Source organism: Paenibacillus wuxiensis (assembly GCF_040195695.1).
Taxonomy (GTDB): Bacteria; Bacillota; Bacilli; order Paenibacillales; family Paenibacillaceae; genus Paenibacillus_B; species Paenibacillus_B suaedae.
Window position 1 is genome coordinate 402033 of record NZ_JBEFZI010000001.1, and the last position, 25473, is coordinate 427505.

The following is a 25473-nucleotide window of genomic DNA, read 5'->3' on the forward strand; positions in this document are numbered from 1 at the left end:
TATGGATAAAATGAAGGTATCGTATGAGGCGATGTTAAGTTTAACAGCGGAGATGATATGGGACGATGCCATACGGAAATACCGTACGGAAAAAATATATGAACAAATCGACAAAGCACTCGCAACAGGGGATGAATCCTCGTTCCGAACCTTGACGGACGAATTGAAAACATTGCAGTAGCTTCTAAGAACTTGTCCAAAAGGATGCCTTACAAATCGTTATGAATGAAGAGCGCAATTTTGCGGTTCTTCATTTTTTTGTTCATTTCAGTATAATGGGGAGTAATGACAAGGAAAAAGATGGGGGAGACGTCGTGAAATTTAGTGAACTGACCGAAGAACAATGGGAAGAATGGGAGCCGTATCTGGACACGTGCATATTGCCAGTTACAGGGCTGAACGGGACTGAATCCCCAATCGAAGCTGGGTATCGTCTGGAGAAGCTGCGCGACTGGCTGGATGGCATTGAGATACCTTTCCGAGGAAGAACGGTAACCTATCCTGCATACCATTTCGTATCTGAGCAGCTTGATGATGATGAGCTGAGGCTATTGAATGGATTGTGCACCAGACTCCGACGCCAGGGATTTGCGTATATTGTCGTCGTATCGGCACAACTGCCGCTTACTTCAGACAAGCTTCCGGCCGCGGATCTAATCATTACTCCTGCTGAGCTGATGGAAGAAGAGGCTGGACAAGTACGTTCTGCGATGAAGATAAGTGTGCAAAATATGTGGAGCGTCACACAAACTCAAGGATAAATGTGACAATATTCAAACATTTTACATAAGAAAAAGGTTCATTCTGGTAATTATATTGGTAAATTCTTGACGCTTTCATAGTGCTGGGATATTATAGTGATGTCCTAGTTAGAATGTGATTATCGTCATAGCAAGCTCTCAGAACGGTTGTGTAAAGGGGGGTTAGACAGTATATGAGTAAACCGCAGAATAACGAGCATCCACCTCAAAAGCCGCGAAAAGAAATGTCCCGTCGACAATTTCTTACATACACGCTGGGTGGGGCAAGTGCATTCATGTTTGTTGGTCCTACTCTGCCGATGGTCCGGTTTGCAGTTGATCCGTTGCTTCAGAAGAAGTCAGAAGGCGAGTACATTAAGGTTGCTGAATTGAGCAAGATTTCAGAATCACCTACTGAATTTACCTTCGAAATCAAGCAAGTCGATGGCTGGTATGAGAGTACTCCAACGCTCACGGCATGGATAAGCAAGGATAAGGAAGGCAATATATTTGCATTGTCTCCGGTGTGCAAGCACTTGGGATGTACGGTTGACTGGAATAAGAATCCGGCATACAAGGATCAATATTTCTGCCCGTGCCATGGTGCGCACTATACGAAAGAAGGCAAGCAGTTAGCAGTTGCTCGTGCACCGCTCGACGAGTACAAAGTGCAGGTTAAGGATGGCTTTGTATACTTGGGCGATATCATTGCGAACCAACACGTGCAGTAAGAAGGAGGCGTAAATAACAGATGTTTAAAGGTGTTTATAACTGGATTGACGAACGTCTGGATATAACGCCGATGTGGCGCGATGTGGCGGATCATGAGGTGCCTGAGCATGTTAACCCTGCACACCATTTTTCTGCGTTCGTGTACTGTTTCGGTGGCTTGACGTTTTTTATTACAGTCATTCAAATTCTGTCAGGCATGTTCCTGACCATGTATTATGTCCCTGATATTGTGAACGCATACTACAGTGTCGAATATTTGCAGACGAAGGTTGCCTTCGGACAAATTGTTCGCGGTATGCACCACTGGGGAGCAAGTTTAGTTATCGTTATGATGTTATTACATACGCTTCGTGTATTCTTTACTGGTTCCTATAAGGCACCACGCGAGATGAACTGGGTAGTCGGCATGCTTATCTTCTTCGTCATGCTCGGACTTGGTTTCACGGGCTATTTGCTGCCTTGGGACAACAAAGCTTACTTTGCAACTAAGGTCGGCATGGAGATCGCGGATACCGTACCATATATCGGTCCGTATTTGAAAGAATTGCTGCAGGGCGGAACGGTCGTCGGGGCGCAGACATTGACGCGATTCTTCGCGATTCATGTGTTCTTCCTGCCAGGGGCACTTCTTGCCTTGCTTGGAGCGCATTTCTTCATGATTAGACGCCAAGGCATTTCGGGACCGCTATAAGGGAGGAGGAAACGAGATGGCACATGGGAATTCCAAAGAAGAAAAAGTCGTCTTTGTTGGCGACTCTCGTGTTAAGAAGAGAACAACCACAATCAAACAACCGGATTACACCTCATTTCCGGGGAAATCCGAAGCCTTCATTCCTAACTTCTTGTTGAAAGAGTGGATGGTTGGCTGTGTGGCACTGGTCGCTTTTCTAGTATTAACGATCTCGGAAGCTGCACCGCTCGGTTATCCGGCGAACCCGAATAACTCGGCGTTCGTACCGATTCCAGACTGGTATTTCTTATTTCTCTATCAGTTCTTGAAGTATCCATATGCATCAGGAAGTTATGTTGTTATTGGTACAGTGTTAGTTCCTGGTCTTGCATTCGGAGGCCTGCTGCTTGCTCCATTCCTCGATACAGGGAAGGAACGCAGATTCTATCGCCGTCCAATCGCATCCTCAATGATGATTTTGACATTGATCGCATGTGTATATTTGACAAGAGTCGCTTGGGTTCACTATGAGGCCGAGATGGCTGAGAAGAATATGATACCAGAGCATGTCGAGCGTGAGGAAAAGGCACGTGAGGCTGCTGAGAAGGGTGAGGCTTCTAACCAGCCAAAACCAAGCAAAGGCATCGCCATCGTTGAAAAGGATGATCCAGCATTTGCGAATATGAAGAAGGTTGGCTGCTTAAGCTGCCACGCAGTTGATATGAAGGGTGCTGCGGGCCCTGCCCTTGTTGGTATTGGCGACAAGCTCAGCAAGGATGAGATCTTAACGGTCATTAAGGATGGTAAAGGCGGAATGCCTTCTATGGTGGAAGCAGCCAAGAAGGAAGGCCTGAATGACCAAGATATCGAACATATTGCCGACTGGCTCTCGAAGCAGAAGGCAGCAAAACAATAGATTCAAACGTGTGACAGACCTGATTGCCAAAAGTGCAGTCAGGTCTTCTTTCTCATTTTGGTTTGTTTTGAAATTTTACATTTTGTATGATAGTGAATAGACGAAATCTTAAAGAAATGGAACTGGAGCAAATATGAACTTGTTATCATTGATCAGCACACGTTTTCTTTCGCAGCGATGGGTATTATGGTTATTATTTTGGAGCAATCTTCTTGGAACGATTTATGGTTACTATTGGTATAAAAATCAGTTAATCTACACGTTGGAGCACAACCCTGCTTGGCAATTGATTTTCGTTCCAGATAGTCCTACGGCAAGTCTGTTCTTTACGATCAGTATTGGATTTTTGCTGTTTCGCCCGCAGCCTCGAACAATATTTGGCACGATTGCAAAACGTATTATTGAAGCGTTAGGCGTTGTTACGTCGATTAAATATGGGATTTGGGCATGCGTCATGATAGTAGCTGGAGCTTATTTGGGCTCCCCAATGGTGTGGCAGGATTGGATGCTAATCGGTTCACATTTGGCGATGGCGGTTGAAGGGCTGTTATTTGTCCGCTTATTTGCATTTGGCAGTGCAGCGCTAACGCTGGCTACGTGTTGGACGTGGCTTAATGATACCGTTGATTACAGTGCGGGGGTATACCCTTGGCTTCCGAATACACTGGCAAATGAACTGTCTGCAGTGTGTATTTTTACTTTTACATGGACAGGGATTAGTGTCGTTATGACTTGGCTAGCAATGCGCTATCGAGACCAACGAACGAATTTACCGAAGTAAGCTTTGTTCTAAATGTGGACATCCTCCCATACGATGATGGGGGAGGGATGTACATGCGTGCGGTAATGGTTGTGATATGTATGCTCGTATTCCTAGGACTGCCCGATTTTACATATGCGGGATCTCGACTTGCTGCTGAACCGGGTCAGACGGCGAGCGAGAAGTGGAAGCAGCTAGATCAGTATGCAGAACAGATTTATCGGGCGAGCGTTGCAGGAGAGATCGAGAAGATACAACAAGCGGTTCAGGCTATGGGGAAGCTGTTCACGGAGACAACATTTAATGATGCGACAAGTGTTGAAGGTGTGCGTGCACTTAGCGATGCAATCGTACAAGTGAAGCGGATATTGCCTTTCATTCAATTGAAGCAAGAGGAATTGATGAGTGCATCGGCCAGATTGCGCCTTGCTACGGATGCATTAACCAATCCGAAGCAACCGATGTGGCTTCAATACGAGCAGGTGCTGCGTGATGATATGGCACGATTGCTTGCTACGGATAATAAGAGAGAATGGATTCCCTATGCCAACCGCTGGTTGGAACATATTGATCGGATTCGTCCTGCTGCGACCATCCAGCGAGATGTGCAGACGATTGAGATGATGGAGTCGTTAAGCCAGCTTATCCGTGAGTCAATAATGGGAAAACACAGTCCTAAGGAAGCAAATCAGGCATTAAATAAATATGGAGACTCGGTGCTGATCCAGTTATTTGGTTCGAGTAAGGCGAATCCGACATTAGGGCCGCTTGCTTATACACCGATGCCGTTTCAATGGATTTTTATGCTGGCCTTTATCGTATGCATGATGTTGGCTTATGTAGGTTTTCAGAAGTATCGCTATGAACAATATGCTATTCGTCCAGGGAACTTCCGCAATAGTAAGAGGTAGAAGTCAGTTTTATCAGTATCTCGTTCGGACAGGCAAGGATTGAAAAATAGAATGAAGGATGGGATGGGCGAATTCTTCATTCTTTTATGCATGCCTATCTTACAGTAGACCTCGATATAGGCCAGCGACAGCAGGCTTGCTTCGAGGTCTGTTTATTTGGGGCTAAAATATGATTTCAGTAGAACGCTGTGCAAGCAGTGGGATGGGAATTCCCAGCGTTCGCGAAGGCAGAGCTTCTTTTACTTACTCCTCTCGAAAGCCTTCACCAAGCACATCATGAACATCGTTCACAACAATAAATGCCCGTGGATCGATTGTTTTTACGATTGTTTTGAAACGGCGAATTTCTGTGCGGCTAACGACACAGTACACCATTTGCTTCTGAGAGCGGGAATATGCTCCTACTGCTGGAATAAGTGTGACCCCGCGTTCCATTTCATTTGTAATCGCATCCGCAATCTCCTGCGAATGATCAGAGATAACGGTGAATGCTTTGGCCGCATATGCACCCTCTTGAATAAAATCGATGACTTTAGAGGAAATGAATACAGCAACGAGCGTATATAGAATTTTTTCCTTCGGAATATAGAACAGAGCAGCCCCTATGATGAATATATCGAGGATAAGGATGAATTGCCCCATGCTGATACCGAATTTACGGTTCGCAATCCGGGCGATGATGTCGACGCCACCTGTAGTACCGCCAAATCGAAAGACAATACCGAGTCCAGTTCCTACGGTAACGCCGGCATACAAGGTGGCCAAAATGAAGTCATTCGAAGTTTGAAATGGTAAAATCCAATGCATGGAGACCGCACGCTCGAACAACCATAGGAAGAACGTGAGGTTAAGAACACCGTAAAAACTTAGTGCCAGCTGCTTCATGCCAAGTGCTCTCCAACCGATGATGAACAGTGGGATATTCAAGACTAGCGTAGATATTGATGGATGAATTCCTGCTGCATAATTCAATAGGACGGTAATTCCAGTAACGCCGCCTTCCATCAACTGATTGGGCATGATGAAGTAAATTAATCCAAATGCAAAAATCGCTGTTCCAATCGTTATCGGGAGAAACGTATTCCAAATGCGTTGAACAATGGTCGATTTCACAAATATTCAGGCTCCTTTAGGCAGGAAGATGCTCATTCGTTCATTAGTATATCGGATTACGAAGCAGATAAAAAGCATTTGTTTTCCAGACGGTGATACGATAACATAGTAGCAGAAAGTAACGAAGTCGTTACCCTCATTATAGGCAGCAGATTTCATTCATTTCAAACCACTTTTGCATGAATAAAGAAGGGGATCGTATGACAAATCCAGAGATGAAGTCTTTCCTCACTTCCCTGCGCAGCAAGCCACTCGCGCAAATGCAGCAGGAAGTTGATGACTACATATCACAGTTTAAGGAAGGCTACTTCAGCCCCCTTGCGATGCTTGCCCGATTGTCTGAAGAAGTAGGGGAATTGGCGCGTGAAGTGAATCATCGCTATGGGGAGAAGCCGAAGAAGGCTTCAGAAGAAGACAACTCCATTGAGATGGAGCTTGGAGATATATTGTTCATTCTGTTGTGCTTCTCGAACTCGCTCGGTATCGACTTGACGAAGGCTCATGATGCCTGCATGCACAAGTTCAATACACGTGACGCGAATCGATGGACACGGATTGATGAACAGACATCAAACGAATCATAATCGAAAAAAACATATCGTTATTGGAGCAGTTGGGGGGACATAAAATGGAACGAATTCGCGTTGCCGTCTCGGGTGCAAGCGGACGCATGGGAAGAGAAGTTGTGAAAATGGTACTGCAGGACGAGTCCTTGGAACTGGTTGCAGCAATTGCACCGTCAGCGGGAGCTGTCGATGCGGGCACGCTAGTAGGTCTACCTGCATGCGGTGTTACAACTACAGCAGATGTTGAAGAGACACTGCAGAAGGTAGAAGCAGATGTGATGGTTGATTTCTCGATCCCGCAGGCCGTAATGAAGAATACGATGCTTGCAATTGAGTATGGAGTTCGCCCTGTTATTGGGGCAACGGGCTTCCAGCCGGAAGAGATTGAGCAATTGTCGCAACTTTGCCAAGAGAAGAAGCTTGGTGGTCTGATTGCGCCGAATTTCTCTATTGGGGCCATTCTTATGATGCAATTTGCACAGCAAGCGGCCAAGTATTTCCCGGATCTCGAGATCATTGAATATCACGGAGATCAGAAGCTTGATGCTCCTTCCGGAACTGCTGTGAAGACAGCAGAATTGATCTCTCAGGTAAGAGCAGAGCATCGCCAAGGCAATCCGAATGAAGAAGAGAAGATCGAGGGTTCCCGCGGCGGATATTACAACGGATTCCGTATTCATAGTGTTCGCTTGCCAGGGGTCTTTGCTCAGCAGGAAGTTATCTTCGGGGGCTATGGGCAATCTCTTAAAATCCGTCACGACTCCTATGAGCGTGCAGGGTATATGCCAGGTGTGAATATGGCAGTCAAGAAGGTAATGAATCTGGAGCAATTGATATACGGCTTCGAGCACCTGCTTGATGACTGATCAATTGACTTCGATTTCGCTTAATGCTGTAGGCATTTGTATGTTTAGATAGCATCGAAATGAATGTGAGCAGGGGACACACAACGGAGGGATAGACATGCTAAATATCGCATTTATTGCACATGATCGCAAAAAAGATGAAATCGTTAATTTTGTTATCGCATATGAAAAAGTGTTCCAAGGTCATAAATTATATTCAACGGGTACGACAGGGCTGCGCATTATGGAGCAGACAAGCCTGGATATTCATCGCTTCCAGTCTGGCCCGCTCGGCGGCGATCAGCAGATCGGCGCACTTGTTGCGCAAAATGAAATGGACTTCATTATCTTCTTGCGCGATCCGTTAATGGCTCAGCCTCACGAGCCGGATATTATTGCTCTTCTTCGCCTATGCGACGTGCAGGGCATTCCAGTTGCAACGAATATTGCGACAGCAGAAATTCTTGTTAAGGCGCTTGAACGCGGCGACTTCGCATGGCGTGAACTGACACATAAATATAAGCCGGGAACGGAAGAATGATGAATACTCTCGACATTCTTGCATTCGGAGCGCATCCTGATGATGTCGAGATCGGCATGGCGGGCACGATTGCCAAGCATACGAAGGAAGGGTATCGTGTCGGCATTTGCGATTTGACTGAAGCGGAGATGTCCTCGAATGGTACGGTAGAGCTGCGCAGAGAGGAAGCGAGGGAAGCAGGAGAAATCTTGCGGCTCTCGGCACGCGGTAATTTGTGCCTTCCTGATCGCGGTTTACAAGTAAGCAAGGAGCATATCGATACGGTGGTAACCGCTATTCGCAATCATCGTCCTCGTATTGTCTTCATGCCTTACTGGGAGGATCGCCATCCTGATCATATTGCCTGCAGTCGCATTGTTCAGGAAGCAGTGTTCAATGCGAAGCTACGGCGTTATATGCCAGAGCTGCCTGCGCATACGGTTGAGCAAGTCTATTATTACTTTATTAATGATGTTGCTGCTTCTCAAGTTCTGGTTGATGTGTCTGATGTATATGATCAGAAGCGGAAGTCGCTTCAAGCATATCGCTCTCAGTTTATGAAGCCAGATGGCGACAATGACTTTGTCGCAACTCCATTGAATCAGAATTATGTGGAGCGGGTTGCTGCACGAGATTCGCTGCTTGGTCAGACTCGCGGATTTGAGTATGCGGAAGGGTTTGTCGTGAAAGGCCCGTTTGCGGTATCTCTTTTCTTGTAGTAATCCGTATGAGTGAATGGCGAAAAGGGGGGACAGCTATGAACGAAGGTCTTAAAATCGGCATTACGTGTTATCCGTCGCTCGGTGGGTCTGGTGTTGTGGCGACGGAGCTAGGCAAGCTATTGGCTGAGCGGGGACATCAGGTTCATTTTATTACACATAATATTCCGTTTCGCTTAGGTGCAAGCTTTCAGAAGAATATTCATTATCACGAGGTCGATGTTAACGATTATTATGTCTTTCGTTATCCTCCTTACGATTTATCTCTGGCAAGCAAGATGGCACAAGTGGCAAACATGCAGCAGCTTGACTTGCTGCATGTTCATTATGCGGTTCCGCATGCGGTATGCGCTTATTTGGCGAAGCAAATGGCCCACCCAGGGCTGAAAGTAGTCACTACCCTGCATGGAACCGATATAACGGTATTGGCTCAGGACGAATCGCTTAAGGATATGATTCGCTTCGCCATTAATGAGAGTGATGCGGTTACGGCTGTATCGAATGATTTAATTAAAGAAACAAGAGAATTGCTTGATATTACACGTCCGATTGATCTTACGTACAATTTTGTAGATAAACGTGTGTACTATCCAAGGGAAGTTGCTCAATTCCGTGCCGACTTCGCATACCCGAATGAGAAAATATTGATGCATATCTCGAACTTCCGCCCTGTTAAGCGGGTGAGTGATGTGGTGGATATTTTCAATCAAGTTCAGGAGCAAGTTCCGTCACGCCTCGTCTTCGTCGGAGAAGGGCCTGACATGCCGAAGGTGCAGTGCCGCATTCGAGAGTTGGGACTGGAAGATCGGGTACATTTCCTCGGCAAGCAGGATGAAATCGCACAGGTGATTTCGCTGGCAGATGTGCTGCTGCTCCCATCCGAGAAGGAGAGCTTCGGGTTAGTGGCCCTGGAAGCGATGGCTTGCGGTGTACCTACGATCGGCTCCGAAGCAGGGGGCATACCAGAGCTGGTGAGCCATGGAGAGACGGGGTTTTTAGCGCCAACAGGAGATACAGCGGCGATGGCCAATTATGCGATTCGATTGCTGTCTGATTCGCAATTGTCGCAGAAGATGCATGAGGCATGTCTGCATCGGGCACGACATGTATTCTGCAACGATCTCATTACGTGGCAATATGAACAAATTTATTATCGTGTGCTTGGGAAGGAAGCGTTGGATCCGAAGCCGGTGTGCTGAGGGTGATCTGCTATATACCGTACCCATTACCACCACACGTCGAATGCGCGCAATGGCCATCTCCGTTGCGCGCTCTTGTATGTATTGATGGGAGGAGACCTGATGATGGGCGATGAATATGGAAGCAGGGGCGGCTTGACCGATAACTCGCTGTTCCAGGAAGCGGAACAAGTGATGAACTGTCTCCTGGAAGCGGGGTTCAGTGCTTATATGGTTGGGGGCTGTGTCCGCGATCCGCTGATCGGGCGGCCGATCTATGATGTGGATATCGCGACATCCGCCCACCCAGAACAGGTAGTGGCTTTGTTCCCGAAGGTGATTCCGACAGGGCTGCAGCATGGGACGGTAACTGTTGTGATGCCGCAGAATACCTATGAGGTGACCACCTTTCGCAAGGAAGCGGCGTATGAGTGGCACCGTCGGCCAGAGGAAGTCGAATTTATTGATGATCTAGATGAGGATCTAAGAAGACGGGACTTCACGATTAATGCGATGGCTAAGGATGTGAACGGGTGCATTCATGATCCATTTGGTGGACAAGCCGATCTAAGAAGGCTCATCATCCGTTGTGTCGGCACAGCCGAGGAGCGTTTCCGCGAGGATGCGCTGCGAATGATGCGGGGTGTGCGCTTTGCGTCTTTGCTTGGCGGCGTGTTCGCCAAGTCGACTTGGAAGGCGCTGCGGGTCAATAGGGAGACGCTCGCGTTCGTTGCGATGGAACGCGTGCGGGACGAGCTGTGGAAGCTTACAGCAGGCCCGAATCCGGCGCGCGGATGGGGGCTGCTCGTACGCAGCGGTCTCCTGGGTCATACGAAGGAGCCGCTGGGAGCACTTGCGTCGACTGATGCTGCCGTGTGGCAGCCGCTGCTGTGCACGCTCGGCCAGGTGGATACGGCCGAGAAGCGCATGGCGCTGCTGCTGCTTGGGCATGAGGTAGACGAAGCGGAGGCGCAGCGCATTGTGCAGGCGCTGCGCTGCTCGGGCGCGCAGCAGGACGCCATGCTGGCCGTCCTGCGCGCGGACGCCCGGCTCGCGGCTGGCGGCACTGCCGCCTTGGCCGCGGCCGGGGAAGATAGCGGCGCCTTGGACGCGTGGCGCCGCACCTTCGCGGAGACCCTGTTCGCTGTCGGCGAACAAGGTCTCCGCGATGCACTCGCGTGCCGCCGCGCCCTACTGGGCGTTGGGGCGGCACGCGAGTATGCGGCTGCAATGCAGCCGTTCCTCCAGCACGGCGAGGCTTGGCTGGAGGACATTCCCGTCCGGGGCTTGCGAGATATTGCCCTGACGGGCTCGGATGTGTTGCAAGCCACAGAACGGATAGCAGGGCCATGGCTACGCCAATGCTTGGAGCAGGTATGGCTCTCCGTAGCATTAGGGGAACTTGCTAATGAGCGCGAGGTTCTGCTGGACTACGTAAGGAAAGCGTGGAACGAACAATGAGTGATCAATTACTAGCATGGTTCAAGGAACATCCAGGAGAGTTTATATCCGGTGAAGAGATTAGCCGGAGACTTGAAATATCGCGAACTGCCGTATGGAAGCAGATCAATCGCCTTCGTTCGAAGGGCTACGAATTCGAAGCTGTGCCGAAGATGGGCTATCGACTCGTTCAAATGCCAACGCAGCTGGATGAATTGTCGCTGCTTGCGAAACTGAAGACGAGCAAGCTAGGACACCAGCTTCGTATCATTGCCCGTACGGAATCGACGCAGAACGAAGCAGCTGCGTGGGCACGGCAGGGAGCGGAAGATGGTGCGGTCATTATTGCAGAGGAGCAGACAGTGGGGCGAGGTCGACATGGGAAAAACTGGCATTCACCCGCAGGTAAGGGGATATGGATGAGCTTGATCCTCCGCCCGCAAATTCCGCTACAATTCACGCCGCAGTTGACACTTCTTTCCGCAGTTGCGCTATGCCGCGCAATGAAGCGTATGACGGACGTGGATTTAGGAATAAAGTGGCCCAATGATATTTTGTATGAAGATAAAAAAGTATGCGGAATACTGACAGAATCTTCAGCTGAGGATGAGCGACTTGTTCATGTTATTGCGGGGATTGGCATCAGTGTAAATTTGGAAGAGCATGACTACCCAGATGAATTGAGGTCTAAAGTGACATCGCTCAAAATTGCTTCGGGTAAGGAAATTGATCGTGCCTCACTGCTTGCAGAGTGCTTATTTGAATTAGAGCAGCTATACAAGCTGTATGTTGAGCAAGGATTTGCACCGATCCGTACGCTATGGGAAGCGCAAAGCGTAACCATTGGACGCAGTCTGTCGGTGACGACCCCGAACGGAATTGTATCTGGGGTTGCACAGGGACTTGATGACTCCGGAGCGCTTATCGTGCTGGGCGAGGATGGTTGTTACCGGAAAATTTTTTCCGGGGATGTACACTTTACGTGATGTAAGTAGGAATAAACTCTGGTATAATAAGTGTCGGCTTGGCGGTATCCTCGCGGAACCGCACCGGCCACACACAGCAAGGAAGATTGAAGTGAAGTGCATATTCCTTGACGAACGTGTAGCACGTTTCTGCTCTGAGCCGAAGGGACCGAGACAGAAGGACGTCCGCTTGCGACCTCTTTTTTTCTTATGGACCCTTTTAGTGGAAATGCTAAAAGGTTTTTTGTTTTGCACACACTAAGAAAAAAGCGCACAGCAACAGCTATCAGGTAAGAGAGACGATGGAAGATTGTGTTGAAATGCGCCAAAGAGACGTTGAAGGAGATGAAGAAAGAATGAACAAACCGAAGCAGCCGCTAAGTATTGTTAAAATGAAAACGATGAAGAAACAAAACGAACCCATTGCCATGGTGACAGCCTATGATTATCCTACTGCTCGATTGGCAGAGGAAGCGGGCGTCGATATTATCCTCGTCGGTGATTCCTTGGGCAATGTCGTGCTTGGCTATGATTCTACATTGCCGGTTACGATCGATGATATGGTATACCACTCCCGCGCAGTGCGCCGGGGAGCGCCGAACACGTTTATTGTGACTGATATGCCATTCATGACTTACCACAGCACGGCGGCTGAGACGCTGAATGGGGTTCGCCGCATTATGCAAGAAGGACATGCAACAGCTGTGAAAATGGAAGGCGGAGCGGAGATTGCACCTATGGTCAAGGCTTGTGTGCAGGCAGGTGTGCCGGTACTCGGACATATCGGCTTGACACCGCAATCGGTACATCAAATTGGAGGATATCGAATCCAAGGCAAGACGATGGAAGATGCACAGCGATTGCTTGAAGATGCCCTAGCACTGCAGGAGGCGGGAGCCTTCGGTGTTGTACTAGAACTTGTGACGGATGAGGTGGCTGCTTATATCTCAGAACGGCTAGAGATTCCGACAATCGGAATCGGAGCCGGTGTCAAATGTGATGGGCAGGTGCTCGTATTCCATGATATCGTACGATATGATGCAGACTATCGTCCTAAGCGGTTCGTAAAAACATATGCGGATGTAGGAACGACCATTCGTGAAGCGTTTGCTTCTTATGTAGAAGAAGTGAAGCAGCGCACATTCCCAGCCCAGGAGCATGTATTCGCTGCAGATGAGGAATTGGCAGGACAATTATACGGAAGTGGGAAGGTGCAGACACCATGATCACAGTACATTCCATACAAGAGCTGAGAGACGCGCTGCGTCGCATGAAGCTTGAACATAGACGTCCGGACGGAGACCCAACCATTGGCTTCGTTCCAACGATGGGGTATTTGCATGATGGGCATGCGAGCTTGTTAAGCAAGGCTCGCAGTCAATGCGATATTGTGGTCCTAAGTATATTCGTCAATCCGATACAGTTCGGGCCAAACGAAGATTATGAGAAGTACCCTCGTGACGAAGAACGGGATCTGGCGGTAGCGAAGAAGCATGGTGCGGATATCGTATTCATGCCAACACCGGACATGATGTATCCTACACCTACCAAAACCAAAGTGCATGTGGATGACATTACAAGTCCGCTGTGTGGGGCTACGCGTCCGGTTCACTTTGACGGTGTGACAACCGTTGTTACGAAGCTGTTCCACCTCGTGCAGCCAGATCAAGCCTTCTTCGGTATGAAGGATGCACAGCAGGTTGCTGTCATTCAGCGCATGGTGGAGGACTTGAATTTCCCAGTTGAGATTGTTCCATGTCCGATTGTACGCGAAGCAGATGGTCTGGCAATGAGCTCGCGCAATGTGTATTTGTCTGAGGAAGAACGGGCGCAAGCGCTCGTACTATCCCGCTCACTGCGTCAAGTTGACGTCTGGCTTGAAGAGAATCCGCAGCTGACAGCCCCAATGCTTCAGCAGAAGATGAAGGATATGATAGCACAGCAGCCGCTGGCAGACATCGACTATGTTGAAGTATTGAGCTTCCCAGATTTGGAGCCACTGGCGCCGGAGATGTCGCTAGATCAGCGAAGTACCAATATTTTGATTGCACTTGCAGTCAAATTCGGTCGGACAAGATTAATTGATAATCGTATGTTAACTCTTGGAGAGTAGGGTGAACTAAATGATGCGCGAAATGATGAAATCCAAAATTCACCGTGCTACGGTGACAGAAGCAAATCTGAACTATGTTGGCAGTATTACGATCGATGAGCATTTAATGGAACTGGCTGATATTTGGGCGAATGAAAAAGTTCAGATCGTAAACAATTATAATGGAGCTCGCTTAGAAACTTACGTGATTCCAGGGCCTAAGCATTCAGGGGTGATTTGCTTGAATGGTGCGGCAGCTCGATTGGTACAACCAGGGGACAATGTCATTATTATTTCTTACGCATCCATGACGAATGAAGAGGCACGTCAATACAAGCCGAATATTGTTTTTGTTGATGGAGATAACAAGCCTGTTGAAGTAATGAATCTAACAGAAGAGCATTCAACCATTCGTTAATGCATTTCGATTAGGGGCATGATTTATGGCCGAATTGCTTGCTTGCGCTACCATGCAGGACGTATTGCTGCTCTGCTTCGCTGACAACGGAAGCCAGCGCACGGGAATCGTTGGAGCACCGAATGAAACTTAGCTGTGAGACACACAATGAACGTGAGCCGATAAGACAACGATACGCAACACTTGTGAAGGTGGGATGGAATCGTGCTGCAACATGTATTCGAGACCATGAATGAACTGTTGGATGAAGTGATTGCTCAATACCCGCATGCGAAGGGAAAGCAAAAACAGGAACTCGATCATCAAGTGTCGCTGCTTCGCTCCATGAGTGACCATATTGTGGAGGAATGGCTGCGCTTCGAAGAGCGTCTGTCATTGTTAAGGCCCAAAGCAGGCAAGGGAAGCTCAGTACCCGTACAGCCATGCCCAGTGAAGGAGAGCAAAATAGCTATTCCGGACTATGGGGATCCCTATCAGCGGGGTCAGGGGTATTATTTGCTCATGATGTATAAGGAAGCAGTTATGTTTTTGGAACAGGCGGCTAAGATTCAGCCAGAGAATATCGAGGTGCGCGCGTATTTGGCGATGTCGCACTTGCATTTAGGGAATTGTCAGGAAGCAGGACATCATTTTCAACTTATCATACCTTTGACTGACAACAACAGCATGAAGGCCATTGCCTGCAATGCGCTTGGCTGCATTCATGCGAAGCAGCATCAGTTTGCACAGGCAGAAGCATGCTTCCTGAAGGCGCATGAATGGGATCCGGCTCTGCCGGAACCGATTATGAATTTGAAGGTATGCCAGTCCAAAAGCGGTCATTTTGAACTCGGCGGCGAGCACATGATGCATATCCAATAACATGCATGTAATATCAATGATTCATGACATCGGAGGGGAACGACTGTGTGGAAAAAATACGCACAGATGTTTCCCTCTAGTCATTTCCAAACGCCTGAACATCTGTTATGCTAAGAACAGAAATTGTGAGAGGAAAGCTATTAAGATGAGATTTGCTGTTTTGGATTTTGAGACGACCGGCAGTCAGCCGAACGATGAAATAATTCAAATTGGTTTGGTTATTCTTGGCCATGATTTGAAGATAGAACGCGAATATCATACGCTTGTGCGGCCAAACGTTCCCATACCGGAATTTATATCGCAGCTCACTGGCATTACCGGGGAAGATGTGAAGGATGCTCCGGATATTGATGATGCCATGACGGGGCTTGTCCCTTTGCTAGGGGATGTCGTACTGGTCGGCCATAATGTGGCCTTCGATTATCAATTCCTATGCAGGGCACTGGAACAGACAGGATATTTGCCGTTCACAGGTCGTATATTAGATACAATTGAGCTGCTTCGCATCCTCTTTCCATCGCTGCCTTCCTTCCAGCTTGGATCTGTGTCACATGAGATGGGGATTGTTCATGATCGCCCGCACCAAGCAGACAGTGATGCGAGGGCGACAGCAGATATATTTATTCGCTGCTTAGAAGCGATTGACCAGCTTCCATTATTGACGCTACAGCGCGTCGTTGATGTGTTTGGCGATCAAGAGGAGCGGGATTTGAAATGGCTGCTTGCAGAGAAGCTTCAGGAGCGTGAGGTGTCTGATTGGACAGAAGAAGAAGGGTATTATCCGTTCCGCCAATTGACGTTGAAGCAAACGGATTGGACAGAGACGGAGGCGCCGCGTGATTCTTCAGCAGAGAACCCACTTAAGGGAGTGACCTTCGCTCAGTTCCTAGATCAGGTTAAGACGAATCTGGCAAGCCGTTTGGATAATTATGAGCCGCGCGAATCGCAGGAGCAGATGTTCAATGAAGTGATGGAGTGCTTCGAACAAGAGCATCACCTGCTAATCGAAGCAGGTACTGGTACCGGCAAGTCGCTTGGGTACTTGCTGCCATCCATATATCAGAGTGTTTCTCAAGAGAGCAAAGTGATTGTTAGCACACACACAATTAATCTGCAAGAACAGCTGAGACAGCGTGATTTGCCGCTCTTGGAGAAGATTGTGCCGGTTCCGTTTAAGGCATCCGTATTAAAAGGCCGCAGTCACTATTTGTGTTTGAGAAAATTTGAACATAAAATAAGTAATAGAGAGTATGTACATGCACGCGATGATAGTTTGACAGCTGCCCAAATGCTGGTGTGGCTCAGTCAGACGGAGCATGGAGATGACGAAGAACTGCATTTCGTTCATAAGGGTGCAGACTTCTGGGATACCGTTGCCAGTGATAGTGATTCCTGTCTGAATCGCGCATGTCCTTGGTTCCGTCGGTGCTTCTACCACCGGGCGAAGAATGATGCGAATTTATCGGACATTATTATAACGAATCATTCCCTATTGTTTACGGACGTGATTGCGGAGCATCGTTTGCTCCCCGCATACGAACAGCTTGTCGTAGACGAAGCACATCACTTCGAAGAAACGGCAGGCAAACATTTAGGGATTCACTTGCAATATTTTTCACTCATTCATCCGCTGACCCAATTGTTCAAAGACAGCAAGAATGGTGCGCTTGTATTGCTACAGCAGCGTCTTCGCTTGTCAGGCAATGAAAAAGCGCTCGTATGGGCTGAAGGGATCGAGAAGCTGTTAACACAGCTTGTCGATGTTAAGGATCAATGGGATCGGCTGCATGAGCTGCTCTATCAAATGCTTCCTTCCATGAATGAAGCGGGGCAGGCGGAAGGCGGGCAAGCTGTTCTCCGGCTGCCATCTGGCAATCGTCCTGATGGATGGAGCTCCGTATCGGAGCTCGAAGGCGATATTCACACGCGTTTAAGTGATATTGTTCGTTCGGGGGAGAAGCTCGTTAATGAATGGAAGGATTATGATGATGATGAAGTGCAGGGCGTCACGGCTGATGTGACAGGTTTATTCAAGGACATAGGGCAGCTTCGCGATGAATTCCGTGAATTTATGCAAGGCAAGGATGCGGATACCGTGTACTGGATGGAAGGCAATCTCCAATACAAGCATAAATCAATGCAAATGTATGCGGTCCCTGTCGATGTAAGCGAAGCGCTGAAGCGATACTTCTTCGAGCCGAAGAAGAGCGTAATCTTAACTTCGGCTACATTGTCCGTTGATAAATCATTCCAATTCGTAGCTGAACAGCTTGGCTTGAAGGATGCGCAGCGGGATGGTCGTCTAAATACGGTCATACTTCCGTCGCCGTTCAACTACCGGGAACAAGCACTTGTTGTCATCCCGCGTGACTTCCCTAGTGTGAAGGGAGCATCAGATGCCAAGTTTAACTCGACGCTGATGCAGTCCTTGGCTGATGTAGCAAAGGTAACAGAAGGACGTATGCTTGTCTTATTCACGTCATACCGCATGCTGCGGGATGTGTATGAACCGCTGAAGGAGGCGCTTAGCCTGCATGGCATTCAAGTGCTGGGACAAGGGATTGACAGCGGCAACCGAAGCAAGCTGACACGTCGATTCCGAGATCAGCCGAATTCAGTCCTGCTAGGAACGAGCAGCTTCTGGGAAGGCGTTGATATTCCAGGAGATGCGTTGACATGTCTTGCGATTGTACGGCTGCCATTCCAGCCACCGAATCATCCACTCGTGGAAGCGAAGTGCGATCGGCTGAAGCGGATGAATCAGAATCCATTCCGCAAATATTCCGTCCCACAGGCTGTAATTCGCTTCAAGCAAGGATTTGGCCGCCTTGTGCGCACGACGCAGGATAAGGGTATTGTCATCATATATGACACTCGTGTAATAGAGACAAGCTACGGCAAACATTTTCTTTACTCGCTGCCTGGCCCAAAAATGGAGCATATGGCAACAGAACAACTTGTACCACGTATTGATACGTGGCTAGACCATAATCAAAGAGGCATTGGAGAGCGATGAGAGGGGCTTGTTCAGAATGAAAGCACTAAAGATATCAGAAGCTGTCGTTCGGCGATTACCCGTGTATTTACGTCATCTATTGGAATTGAAGCAGCGAGAAGTGCTCACAGTTTCTTCTCAAGATTTGGGACAGAAGCTGAACTTGAATCCTGCGCAAATTCGGAAGGATCTAGCGTATTTCGGCGACTTCGGCCGCAAGGGCATTGGGTATGATGTATCGTATTTGATTCAACAAATCAGACATATTTTGAAACTGGATCAAGTTATCCATGTTGGATTGGTCGGTGCAGGTAAATTAGGTCACGCACTCTGTAACTACACCGTATACTTGAAAGATAATATGAAGATCGTTGCAGTGTTCGATGCACAGGAATCCAAAATCAATACCGAGATAAATAACCTGAAAGTTCAGCCGATGTCTGACCTAATTACGACGGTACGCGAGAAGCAAATCCGTATCGGGATTATCACGGTTCCTGCTACAGAAGCTCAGTATGTAGCTGATCAATTTGTAGAGGCGGGAGTAGAAGCGATCTTGAACTTTGCGCCTGTCATTTTGAGGGTTCCTTCGAATATCCGTGTGCATACTGCCGATTTTACAACGGATTTGTTCAGTTTGGCCTATTATTTATCTGATAATGGAAAGGAAGTACCCGCCGAATGACACACCGAATCATTATTAAAAACGGCATGTTCGCCGATTTGTCTCCAACTGCGAAGCAGTCCTCATTCCATGGGTTCATGGTTGTTGAGAATGATCGCATCGTTCATATTGGATCGGAGCTGCCAGAGCAATATACAGCAGCTGATGCTGAAATCATCGATGGCAAAGGTCTATTTTTCATTCCAGGCCTTGTTAATACACACGGGCATGCTGCAATGTCTCTGCTTCGTGGGTATGGGGATGACTTGGCGCTTCAGACATGGCTGCAGGAGAAAATGTGGCCAATGGAAGGCAAGTTCACGGCCAAAGATGTCTATTGGGGAACAGCTCTGTCTGTGATCGAAATGCTGAAGGGCGGTACAACAACCTTCGTAGATATGTATGACTACATGGACGAAGTAGCGAAGGTATGTGAGCAATCCGGTATCCGTGCATCGCTTATGCGCGGTGCGATTGGCTTATGCCCAGAGGATGTACAGCGCGAGAAGCTGAACGAGGCGATTCAATTCGCGAAGGATTGGAATGGGAAGGGAGATGGCCGCATTCGTACGATTATGGCGCCGCATGCTCCGTATACTTGTCCTCCAGCCTTTATTGAGAGCTTCGTACAGGCTGCTCATGATCTGGATTTGCCATTGCACACGCATATGTCAGAGACAAAGGCAGAAGTTGAACAGAATGTGAAGGATTATGGACTGCGTCCGGTTGCGCATTTGGAGAAGCTCGGATTCTTCTCCCGTCCTTCCTTCGTTGCGCATGCTGTTCATTTGACGGACGAAGAGATTGAGACGCTTGCGAAGTATCAAGTTGCGGTGTCCCATAATCCAGGAAGCAACCTTAAGCTTGCGAGCGGTGTCGCTCGTGTTCCTGAGATGCTGCGTGCGGGTGTTGTTGTATCCTTGGGTACGGACGGTGCAGCTAGCAACAACAATCTGGATATGTTCGAAGAAATTCGCCTTACGGCCTTGATTCATAAAGGGGTGTCCGGCGATCCAACTGCGGTTCCTGCTGCAGAGGCGCTGCGCATGGGTACGATCTATGGCGCGCAGACCATTCGCCTTGACGATATTGGAGCCCTTGAAGTAGGCATGAAGGCGGACTTCGTTGCGGTAGATATTGATCAGCCTCATTTCCTGCCGCATACCGACTTGGTATCCCACATGGTATATTCAGCGTCTGCGAAAGATGTCAAGCATGTATGGGTTGACGGCAAGCAGGTTGTGAAGAATGGGGAATGCTTGACGATGGATGAAGAACGAATCCTTCGCGAGGCGCAGCAATGCTTTGATGGCTTGCTGGCAAGGTAGGCAGGAGGAGAGTTCATGCAGAGAAGACGCGTACGCCGGAGGTCGCATTGGAAGTGGTTGATTCCGGTACTCGTTCTCTTATTTCTAGTCGGATTGTTCTTCGCCACTTATCAGTATGTGCAATACATCAATAAGGACGAATGGGTCAAGGAAGCGGAAATAATAAAGCGGGCGAATGAAGCAGTGAAGCTCGTAAATGTGACAGAAGTGGAGAAGGGTGTATGGGATCAAGTCGTATACATGGTGCGGGGAACTGACGAACATGGTAAGGAGCAGACCGTGTGGGTACTCCCTGATAAGGTAACTCCTATGGCGGAATCAACCTCTAAAGAGACGATTCAAGCCCAGATAGAAGCCCAATATCCGGATGCGGATGTAATCCGCATTACGCCAGCATTTAAGGATGATCAATATGTATGGCAGGCATTGGTCAAACGCAAGGATGAACAAGGGGTTGTTCATTACTTCTATCATTTCTATTCATTTGCGAATGGTTCCTCAATAGGGGATGTCTATACGCTGCCTAATAAATAACATATTCAATGTTAGCCAATAACGAGTTATTGGCGATTTTGCAGCGCTGCTGCTTTGCATATGACGTACATATTGTACGCTATGCGAAGCAGCAGCGCTTTTTGTATTGGAGTAACTCCATTTCGATGGCAATCATGGTACACATTACATCCATAGTTGAAGTAACATATGTGATATACTCTTGATATATCAGAAAGAGATTACTAGGGGTATTGATATATATTTGCAACAGGAGGTTTCAGCATGGCGAAAAAGATTCGAATCATGCCTACTTTGCTCATTATGGTCACGACAGCTGTTGCACTATTTGGAGGTTGGACACTGTATGAACGTAATTTCGTGAAGCAGCCTGTGGAACGAGTATTGAAGCAGCATGCTGAAATTACGCAGTATGATGTTCAATGGTATCCTGATGCGCTGCAAGTGAAGCTGAAGAGCAAGGATGGCACCAATATTAGCAGCCTGATTGAAAGAGTGTCGGACGAGCTGCAACAGAATTCGAGCGGGAAAAAAGTACAATTGGAATACTTGAATGATGAGAGCACGCCGCTTATGGATAAGTTATGGTCACGTGCAATGTTCGACATTGCAGATGCAATGGTACATCAGAAATACAGCGATATTCCTGTTAGGTTGAAGGAACTGCAGCAGCAAAATCCAGGTATTCAGATCCAAACGGAAATGGATTCACGATATGTGTATATTCAACTCAAGGATGAGAAAGGAAGCAAGACCGTATTGCTTCCTTTGCAAGCATCGCCTGTGGGGGTATGGCCTAATGAAAAAGCAACGGCAATCCGTTCGTAGTTGGGAATTGGCATTAGGGATCGTAATCCCAGCGATATTATTTGTCAGTTATCTTGGAGTTAATATATGGCCGGTCATCGCGGCAGTTGCCGCGATCAGTGCTCTTCTGCTGTTTGTAAATCGCAGAGGACAAGCAGGCTTGGCGCGTTCGTCAGGGCGTGCGAAGTCAGGCAATAATCAGATTAGTGAAATGAGCTTCGAGCGTATTGGCGGGCAGGATAGAGCCAAGAATGAATTGATTGAAGCTCTTGATTTTCTGGTACGACCAGATGACATTCGTAAATTCGGTATTCGTCCTATGAAAGGGATATTGTTAACAGGCCCCCCAGGGACGGGGAAAACATTAATGGCGAAAGCATCTGCTCATTATGCAGACGCGATATTTATTGGTGTGTCAGGCAGTGAGTTTGTTGAGATGTATGTCGGTGTCGGAGCGGGACGTGTACGAGAGCTGTTCAAGGAAGCAAGACAGCGTGCTGAGAAAGAGAAAAAACAAAATGCAGTTATCTTCATTGATGAAATTGATGTGATCGGCGGCAAGCGTGAAGGTGGGCAACAAAAAGAGTATGATCAAACGCTCAACCAGCTGTTGACGGAGATGGATGGACTGTACGCAGATGAGTCACCGCGTATTCTGGTAATGGCGGCCACGAACCGTAAAGAGATGCTGGACAGTGCATTGCTGCGCCCAGGCCGTTTTGATCGTCATATCCAAGTAGATATGCCGGATAAGAAGGGACGCAAGCATATTTTGGAGCTGCATGCTACGAATAAGCCACTGGCGGAAGAAGTAAGTCTGGAGCAAATCGCAGAAGAAACGTTCGGCTTCTCAGGCGCTCAATTAGAGAGCGTCCTGAATGAGGCGGCTATTTATGCAATGCGTCAGGAGCAAGAGGCGATTACGATGGAGCATCTCTCGCTTGCGATTGATAAGACGTTAATGGGAGAGAAGAGTGATCGAGAGACGAATGAGGAAGAACGACGCCGGGTGGCGATTCATGAACTTGGACATGCGATAGCCGCAGAGCTTGTCCGACCGGGAAGCGTATCTCAAGTTGCGTTAAGCCCTCGCGGCCAAGCATTAGGCTATGTTCGACATCAACCACAGGGAGATCGCTACCTGTATACAAAGCCATTTCTTGAGGAGCAAATCATCATTGCGCTGGGCGGATCGGTAGCAGAGGAGTTGTTCTACGGCAACCGTAGTACGGGCTCACAGGGGGACTTCGATCAAGCACTCAACATTGTAGAGACGATGGTGAATGCAGGATTGACGGATCTCGGCATTGTACGTTTGAAACATCTCTCACCAGATGTCTTGACAAAAGAAACGCAGACGATTATGGTAGATTTGACCTATCGAACGCGTGAATTGTTGGAACAGCACCGAGATGCTTTTGAGCGATGTTTGCAGCGTCTGTTGGAAGAGGAATTGGTGAACGGAGATACGTTCCGGTGTCTGTTATGTGACAAGAAACAATTACCAGCGTGATTTCACGCTGGTTTTTCTTTTTTGCTCTCATATTCATGGTAAGATAAGGTGAGGTACCTATGCACTGATAACGAAACCATCATCTCGGGTACACTATGCAGAGCATAGCAACAGGAAAGGTGGAAGAAACCATGTTTTTCAAAAAGATCGGCGTCATCGGCGGCGGTACAATGGGCCAAGGCATTGCAGAAATGCTTGCTGTCAAAGGCTTGGACGTGCTGTTGGTGGAGCAATCGCCGGAGAAGCTGGACCACGCGTATGAAATGATTGAAACGAGCCTGGATAAGCAGCTTGAAAAATGGGCAATCACACAGGCCGAAAAAAAATTAATTCTTTCGCGCATACATAAAGTGACGCATCTGGCGGAACTAAGTGCATGCGATATGGTAATTGAAACAATATCTGAAGATCTGGAAGCGAAGAAATTGGTCTTCGCTGAACTGGATCGCGTATGTCCAAGCAGCATTATCTTGGCGAGCAACACATCAACACTGTCCTTGACAGAAATGGCAAGCTCAACGAAGTATCCTGAGCGTGTTATTGGCATGCACTTTATTCATCCGGTCTCCAAAGTCGATCTCGTGGAAATTATCCGCGGGTTGAAAACTTCTGACACTACTTTCAATGAAACAAAACGTTTCGTTGAAGAAGTTGTGCAAAAGAAAGGCATCATGGTATATGAGTCGCCAGGCTTTGTGACTTCACGCATGATCTGCCTTCTCATCAATGAGGCATTGCATGAATTGCAAGAAGGCGTCGCTTCTGCAGAAGATATCGACAGTGCGATGAGAATCGGATATAATTTCCAATACGGGCCGCTTGAAATGGCTGACCGTTTCGGCTTGGATTCCATACTTGCAGCGTTGGAGCGCATGTTCCGCGAGTTCGGCGATATTAAATATCGTCCGTCCGTATTGTTGAAAAAAATGGTGCGCGCAGGCCACCTCGGCGTGAAATCGGGCGTCGGATTTTTCAAGTATGATAAGGATGGGGATAGACTATGAAAATACTCGTAATCAATGCAGGCAGCTCCTCACTTAAATATCAGCTGTATGATATGCAGGACGAATCGGTACTGGCGGCAGGCCGTGTAGAACGTATCGGAATGGACTCCTCCATTCTCATTCACGAACCGCATCACACGGATGAAATTACAGAAGTAAGCGAAATTCTTGACCATACGATTGCGATTCGTAAAGTATTGGACAAGCTGACAGATGCTAAGGTTGGCGTAGTTAAGACGATCAATGAGATTGAAGCTGTTGGACACCGTGTCGTTCACGGCGGTGAATCGTTCAGCAATTCCGTATTGGTTGACTCCGAAGTCAAAGCGGAAATCCGTCGTCTGTTCGATTTGGCTCCACTGCATAACCCTGCTCACATGATGGGAATTAAGGCAGTAGAAACGAACTTGCCGGACGTACCGCAAGCAGTTGTATTCGATACTGCTTTCCATCAAACGATGCCTAAGAAGGCATACATGTACGCGATCCCGAAGGTGCTCTATAAGAAGCACAAAGTTCGTCGCTACGGCTTCCACGGGACTTCCCACAACTATGTAAGCCAGCGTGCGGCTGAAGTTGTTGGACGCCCGCTCGAAGACTTGAAGATCATTACTTGCCATATCGGTAATGGCGGCAGCTTGACAGCGGTTGAAGGCGGCAAATCGATCGATACTTCGATGGGGATGACTCCGCTTGAAGGCTTGATGATGGGTACGCGCAGTGGTGACTTGGATCCAGCTGTCGTACCATTCACAATGATGAAGGAAGACTTGACGGTCAACGAAGTCAACTCCATGTTGAACAAGCATAGCGGCTTGCTTGCAATCTCTGGCTTGTCCAGCGACATGCGTGAAATTACGGATGCAATGGCTGAGGGCGAACCAAATGCTACTTTGGCATTCGAAATGTATGTATATCGCCTGCGCAAGTACATCGGTTCATATGCTGCAGCGATGGACGGCGTAGATGTGATCGTATTTACGGCAGGTGTGGGTGAGAACTCCATCGTAATCCGTGAAGCAACATGCGAGAAGCTGACGTTCTTGGGCGTTGAAATTGATCCGGAGCTGAATAAGATTCGTTCGAAAGAACCGCGTCTCATTTCGACACCGAATTCCAAGGTTCAAGTTCTTGTCGTTCCTACGAACGAGGAGCTTATGATTGCACGGGATACTTACCGCCTTGTACAAGAATCGAAATAAT

27 protein-coding genes are annotated in these 25473 nt (G+C 48.0%); 26 read left to right on the forward strand and 1 reads right to left on the reverse strand.

Translation table 11 applies throughout. The features are described from left to right. The first annotated feature begins 1 nt into the window (after position 1). The 7 genes from ABN764_RS01860 (at position 2) to ABN764_RS01890 (ending at position 4729) form a co-directional block, all read left to right on the forward strand. The gene (locus ABN764_RS01860) at positions 2–181 is read left to right on the forward strand and encodes an IDEAL domain-containing protein (protein WP_021254668.1); all 180 of its coding nucleotides are present in this window, start codon (positions 2–4) and stop codon (positions 179–181) included. Between the two features lie 133 nt (positions 182–314). Further along, on the forward strand, positions 315–761 hold the full coding sequence (locus ABN764_RS01865) for a DUF2487 family protein (protein WP_446670749.1): 447 nt from the start codon (positions 315–317) through the stop codon (positions 759–761). A gap of 173 nt (positions 762–934) precedes the next feature. Further along, a complete protein-coding gene (locus ABN764_RS01870) occupies positions 935–1471 on the forward strand; it encodes a Rieske (2Fe-2S) protein (RefSeq protein ID WP_021254666.1) in 537 nt (178 codons plus the stop codon). Positions 1472–1491: 20 nt separating this feature from the next. Next, positions 1492–2163, forward strand: coding sequence for a menaquinol-cytochrome c reductase cytochrome b subunit (gene qcrB, locus ABN764_RS01875; RefSeq protein WP_005546984.1), 672 nt, complete (start codon positions 1492–1494; stop codon positions 2161–2163). 16 nt (positions 2164–2179) lie between these two features. Next, positions 2180–3058 carry a menaquinol-cytochrome c reductase cytochrome b/c subunit gene (locus ABN764_RS01880; protein ID WP_021254665.1) on the forward strand — a complete coding sequence of 293 codons (879 nt, stop codon included), beginning with the start codon at positions 2180–2182 and terminating at the stop codon, positions 3056–3058. Between the two features lie 133 nt (positions 3059–3191). Further along, entirely contained in the window at positions 3192–3839 is a 648-nt protein-coding gene (locus ABN764_RS01885) for a DUF1405 domain-containing protein (protein WP_446670750.1), read from the forward strand. 53 nt (positions 3840–3892) lie between these two features. Then, positions 3893–4729, forward strand: a complete 837-nt coding sequence (locus tag ABN764_RS01890; protein ID WP_446670751.1) for a sporulation protein YpjB — start codon at positions 3893–3895, stop codon at positions 4727–4729. 243 nt (positions 4730–4972) lie between these two features. Here the strand turns inward: ABN764_RS01890 and ABN764_RS01895 are convergent, their stop codons facing one another. Continuing rightward, positions 4973–5842, reverse strand: coding sequence for a YitT family protein (locus tag ABN764_RS01895; RefSeq protein WP_268623343.1), 870 nt, complete (start codon positions 5840–5842; stop codon positions 4973–4975). 200 nt (positions 5843–6042) lie between these two features. Here ABN764_RS01895 and ABN764_RS01900 point away from each other — a divergent pair, with 200 nt between their 5' ends. The 19 genes from ABN764_RS01900 to ABN764_RS01990 all read left to right on the forward strand — a co-directional run bounded on the left by ABN764_RS01900 (position 6043) and on the right by ABN764_RS01990 (position 25472). Then, complete coding sequence (locus ABN764_RS01900; RefSeq protein WP_021254661.1) at positions 6043–6426, forward strand: MazG nucleotide pyrophosphohydrolase domain-containing protein; 384 nt, start codon at positions 6043–6045, stop codon at positions 6424–6426. A gap of 44 nt (positions 6427–6470) precedes the next feature. After that, positions 6471–7274, forward strand: a complete 804-nt coding sequence (dapB, locus tag ABN764_RS01905; RefSeq protein WP_174810851.1) for a 4-hydroxy-tetrahydrodipicolinate reductase — start codon at positions 6471–6473, stop codon at positions 7272–7274. Between the two features lie 97 nt (positions 7275–7371). Then, entirely contained in the window at positions 7372–7794 is a 423-nt protein-coding gene (locus ABN764_RS01910) for a methylglyoxal synthase (protein WP_021254659.1), read from the forward strand. After that, entirely contained in the window at positions 7791–8492 is a 702-nt protein-coding gene (gene bshB1 / locus ABN764_RS01915; protein ID WP_419149734.1) for a bacillithiol biosynthesis deacetylase BshB1, read from the forward strand. Before ABN764_RS01910 ends, bshB1 begins: the two co-directional genes overlap by 4 nt. Positions 8493–8530: 38 nt before the next feature. Next, a complete protein-coding gene (bshA, locus tag ABN764_RS01920; RefSeq protein WP_044355307.1) occupies positions 8531–9691 on the forward strand; it encodes an N-acetyl-alpha-D-glucosaminyl L-malate synthase BshA in 1161 nt (386 codons plus the stop codon). 102 nt (positions 9692–9793) lie between these two features. Further along, entirely contained in the window at positions 9794–11131 is a 1338-nt protein-coding gene (locus tag ABN764_RS01925; RefSeq protein ID WP_446670752.1) for a CCA tRNA nucleotidyltransferase, read from the forward strand. Further along, positions 11128–12096 carry a biotin--[acetyl-CoA-carboxylase] ligase gene (locus tag ABN764_RS01930; RefSeq protein ID WP_174807704.1) on the forward strand — a complete coding sequence of 323 codons (969 nt, stop codon included), beginning with the start codon at positions 11128–11130 and terminating at the stop codon, positions 12094–12096. The genes ABN764_RS01925 and ABN764_RS01930 overlap by 4 nt, the downstream gene beginning before the upstream one ends. A 335-nt stretch (positions 12097–12431) precedes the next feature. Further along, a complete protein-coding gene (panB, locus tag ABN764_RS01935) occupies positions 12432–13301 on the forward strand; it encodes a 3-methyl-2-oxobutanoate hydroxymethyltransferase (RefSeq protein WP_268623346.1) in 870 nt (289 codons plus the stop codon). Beyond that, positions 13298–14188, forward strand: a complete 891-nt coding sequence (gene panC / locus ABN764_RS01940) for a pantoate--beta-alanine ligase (RefSeq protein WP_446670753.1) — start codon at positions 13298–13300, stop codon at positions 14186–14188. The genes panB and panC overlap by 4 nt, the downstream gene beginning before the upstream one ends. Positions 14189–14198: 10 nt before the next feature. Next, positions 14199–14585 carry an aspartate 1-decarboxylase gene (panD, locus tag ABN764_RS01945; RefSeq protein ID WP_021254652.1) on the forward strand — a complete coding sequence of 129 codons (387 nt, stop codon included), beginning with the start codon at positions 14199–14201 and terminating at the stop codon, positions 14583–14585. Between the two features lie 204 nt (positions 14586–14789). Further along, complete coding sequence (locus tag ABN764_RS01950; RefSeq protein ID WP_021254651.1) at positions 14790–15446, forward strand: tetratricopeptide repeat protein; 657 nt, start codon at positions 14790–14792, stop codon at positions 15444–15446. 145 nt (positions 15447–15591) lie between these two features. Further along, complete coding sequence (locus ABN764_RS01955) at positions 15592–18462, forward strand: ATP-dependent DNA helicase DinG, 3'-5' exoribonuclease type (protein ID WP_174807706.1); 2871 nt, start codon at positions 15592–15594, stop codon at positions 18460–18462. Between the two features lie 16 nt (positions 18463–18478). Beyond that, positions 18479–19126: a redox-sensing transcriptional repressor Rex gene (locus ABN764_RS01960; protein WP_021254649.1), complete on the forward strand. Its 648-nt coding sequence runs from the start codon at positions 18479–18481 to the stop codon at positions 19124–19126. Next, positions 19123–20433 (forward strand): amidohydrolase, encoded by a 1311-nt coding sequence (locus ABN764_RS01965; protein WP_446670754.1) that lies wholly within the window; start codon positions 19123–19125, stop codon positions 20431–20433. The genes ABN764_RS01960 and ABN764_RS01965 overlap by 4 nt, the downstream gene beginning before the upstream one ends. Before the next feature lie 15 nt (positions 20434–20448). Continuing rightward, complete coding sequence (locus ABN764_RS01970) at positions 20449–20967, forward strand: hypothetical protein (protein ID WP_446670755.1); 519 nt, start codon at positions 20449–20451, stop codon at positions 20965–20967. A 243-nt stretch (positions 20968–21210) separates the two neighbouring features. Continuing rightward, the gene (locus tag ABN764_RS01975) at positions 21211–21774 is read left to right on the forward strand and encodes a quinolinate synthase (RefSeq protein ID WP_446670756.1); all 564 of its coding nucleotides are present in this window, start codon (positions 21211–21213) and stop codon (positions 21772–21774) included. Next, entirely contained in the window at positions 21746–23266 is a 1521-nt protein-coding gene (locus ABN764_RS01980) for an AAA family ATPase (RefSeq protein WP_021254645.1), read from the forward strand. The genes ABN764_RS01975 and ABN764_RS01980 overlap by 29 nt, the downstream gene beginning before the upstream one ends. Positions 23267–23397: 131 nt before the next feature. Next, the gene (locus tag ABN764_RS01985; protein ID WP_021254644.1) at positions 23398–24270 is read left to right on the forward strand and encodes a 3-hydroxyacyl-CoA dehydrogenase family protein; all 873 of its coding nucleotides are present in this window, start codon (positions 23398–23400) and stop codon (positions 24268–24270) included. After that, positions 24267–25472 carry an acetate kinase gene (locus ABN764_RS01990; RefSeq protein ID WP_072727991.1) on the forward strand — a complete coding sequence of 402 codons (1206 nt, stop codon included), beginning with the start codon at positions 24267–24269 and terminating at the stop codon, positions 25470–25472. The genes ABN764_RS01985 and ABN764_RS01990 overlap by 4 nt, the downstream gene beginning before the upstream one ends. Position 25473: the final 1 nt, after the last annotated feature.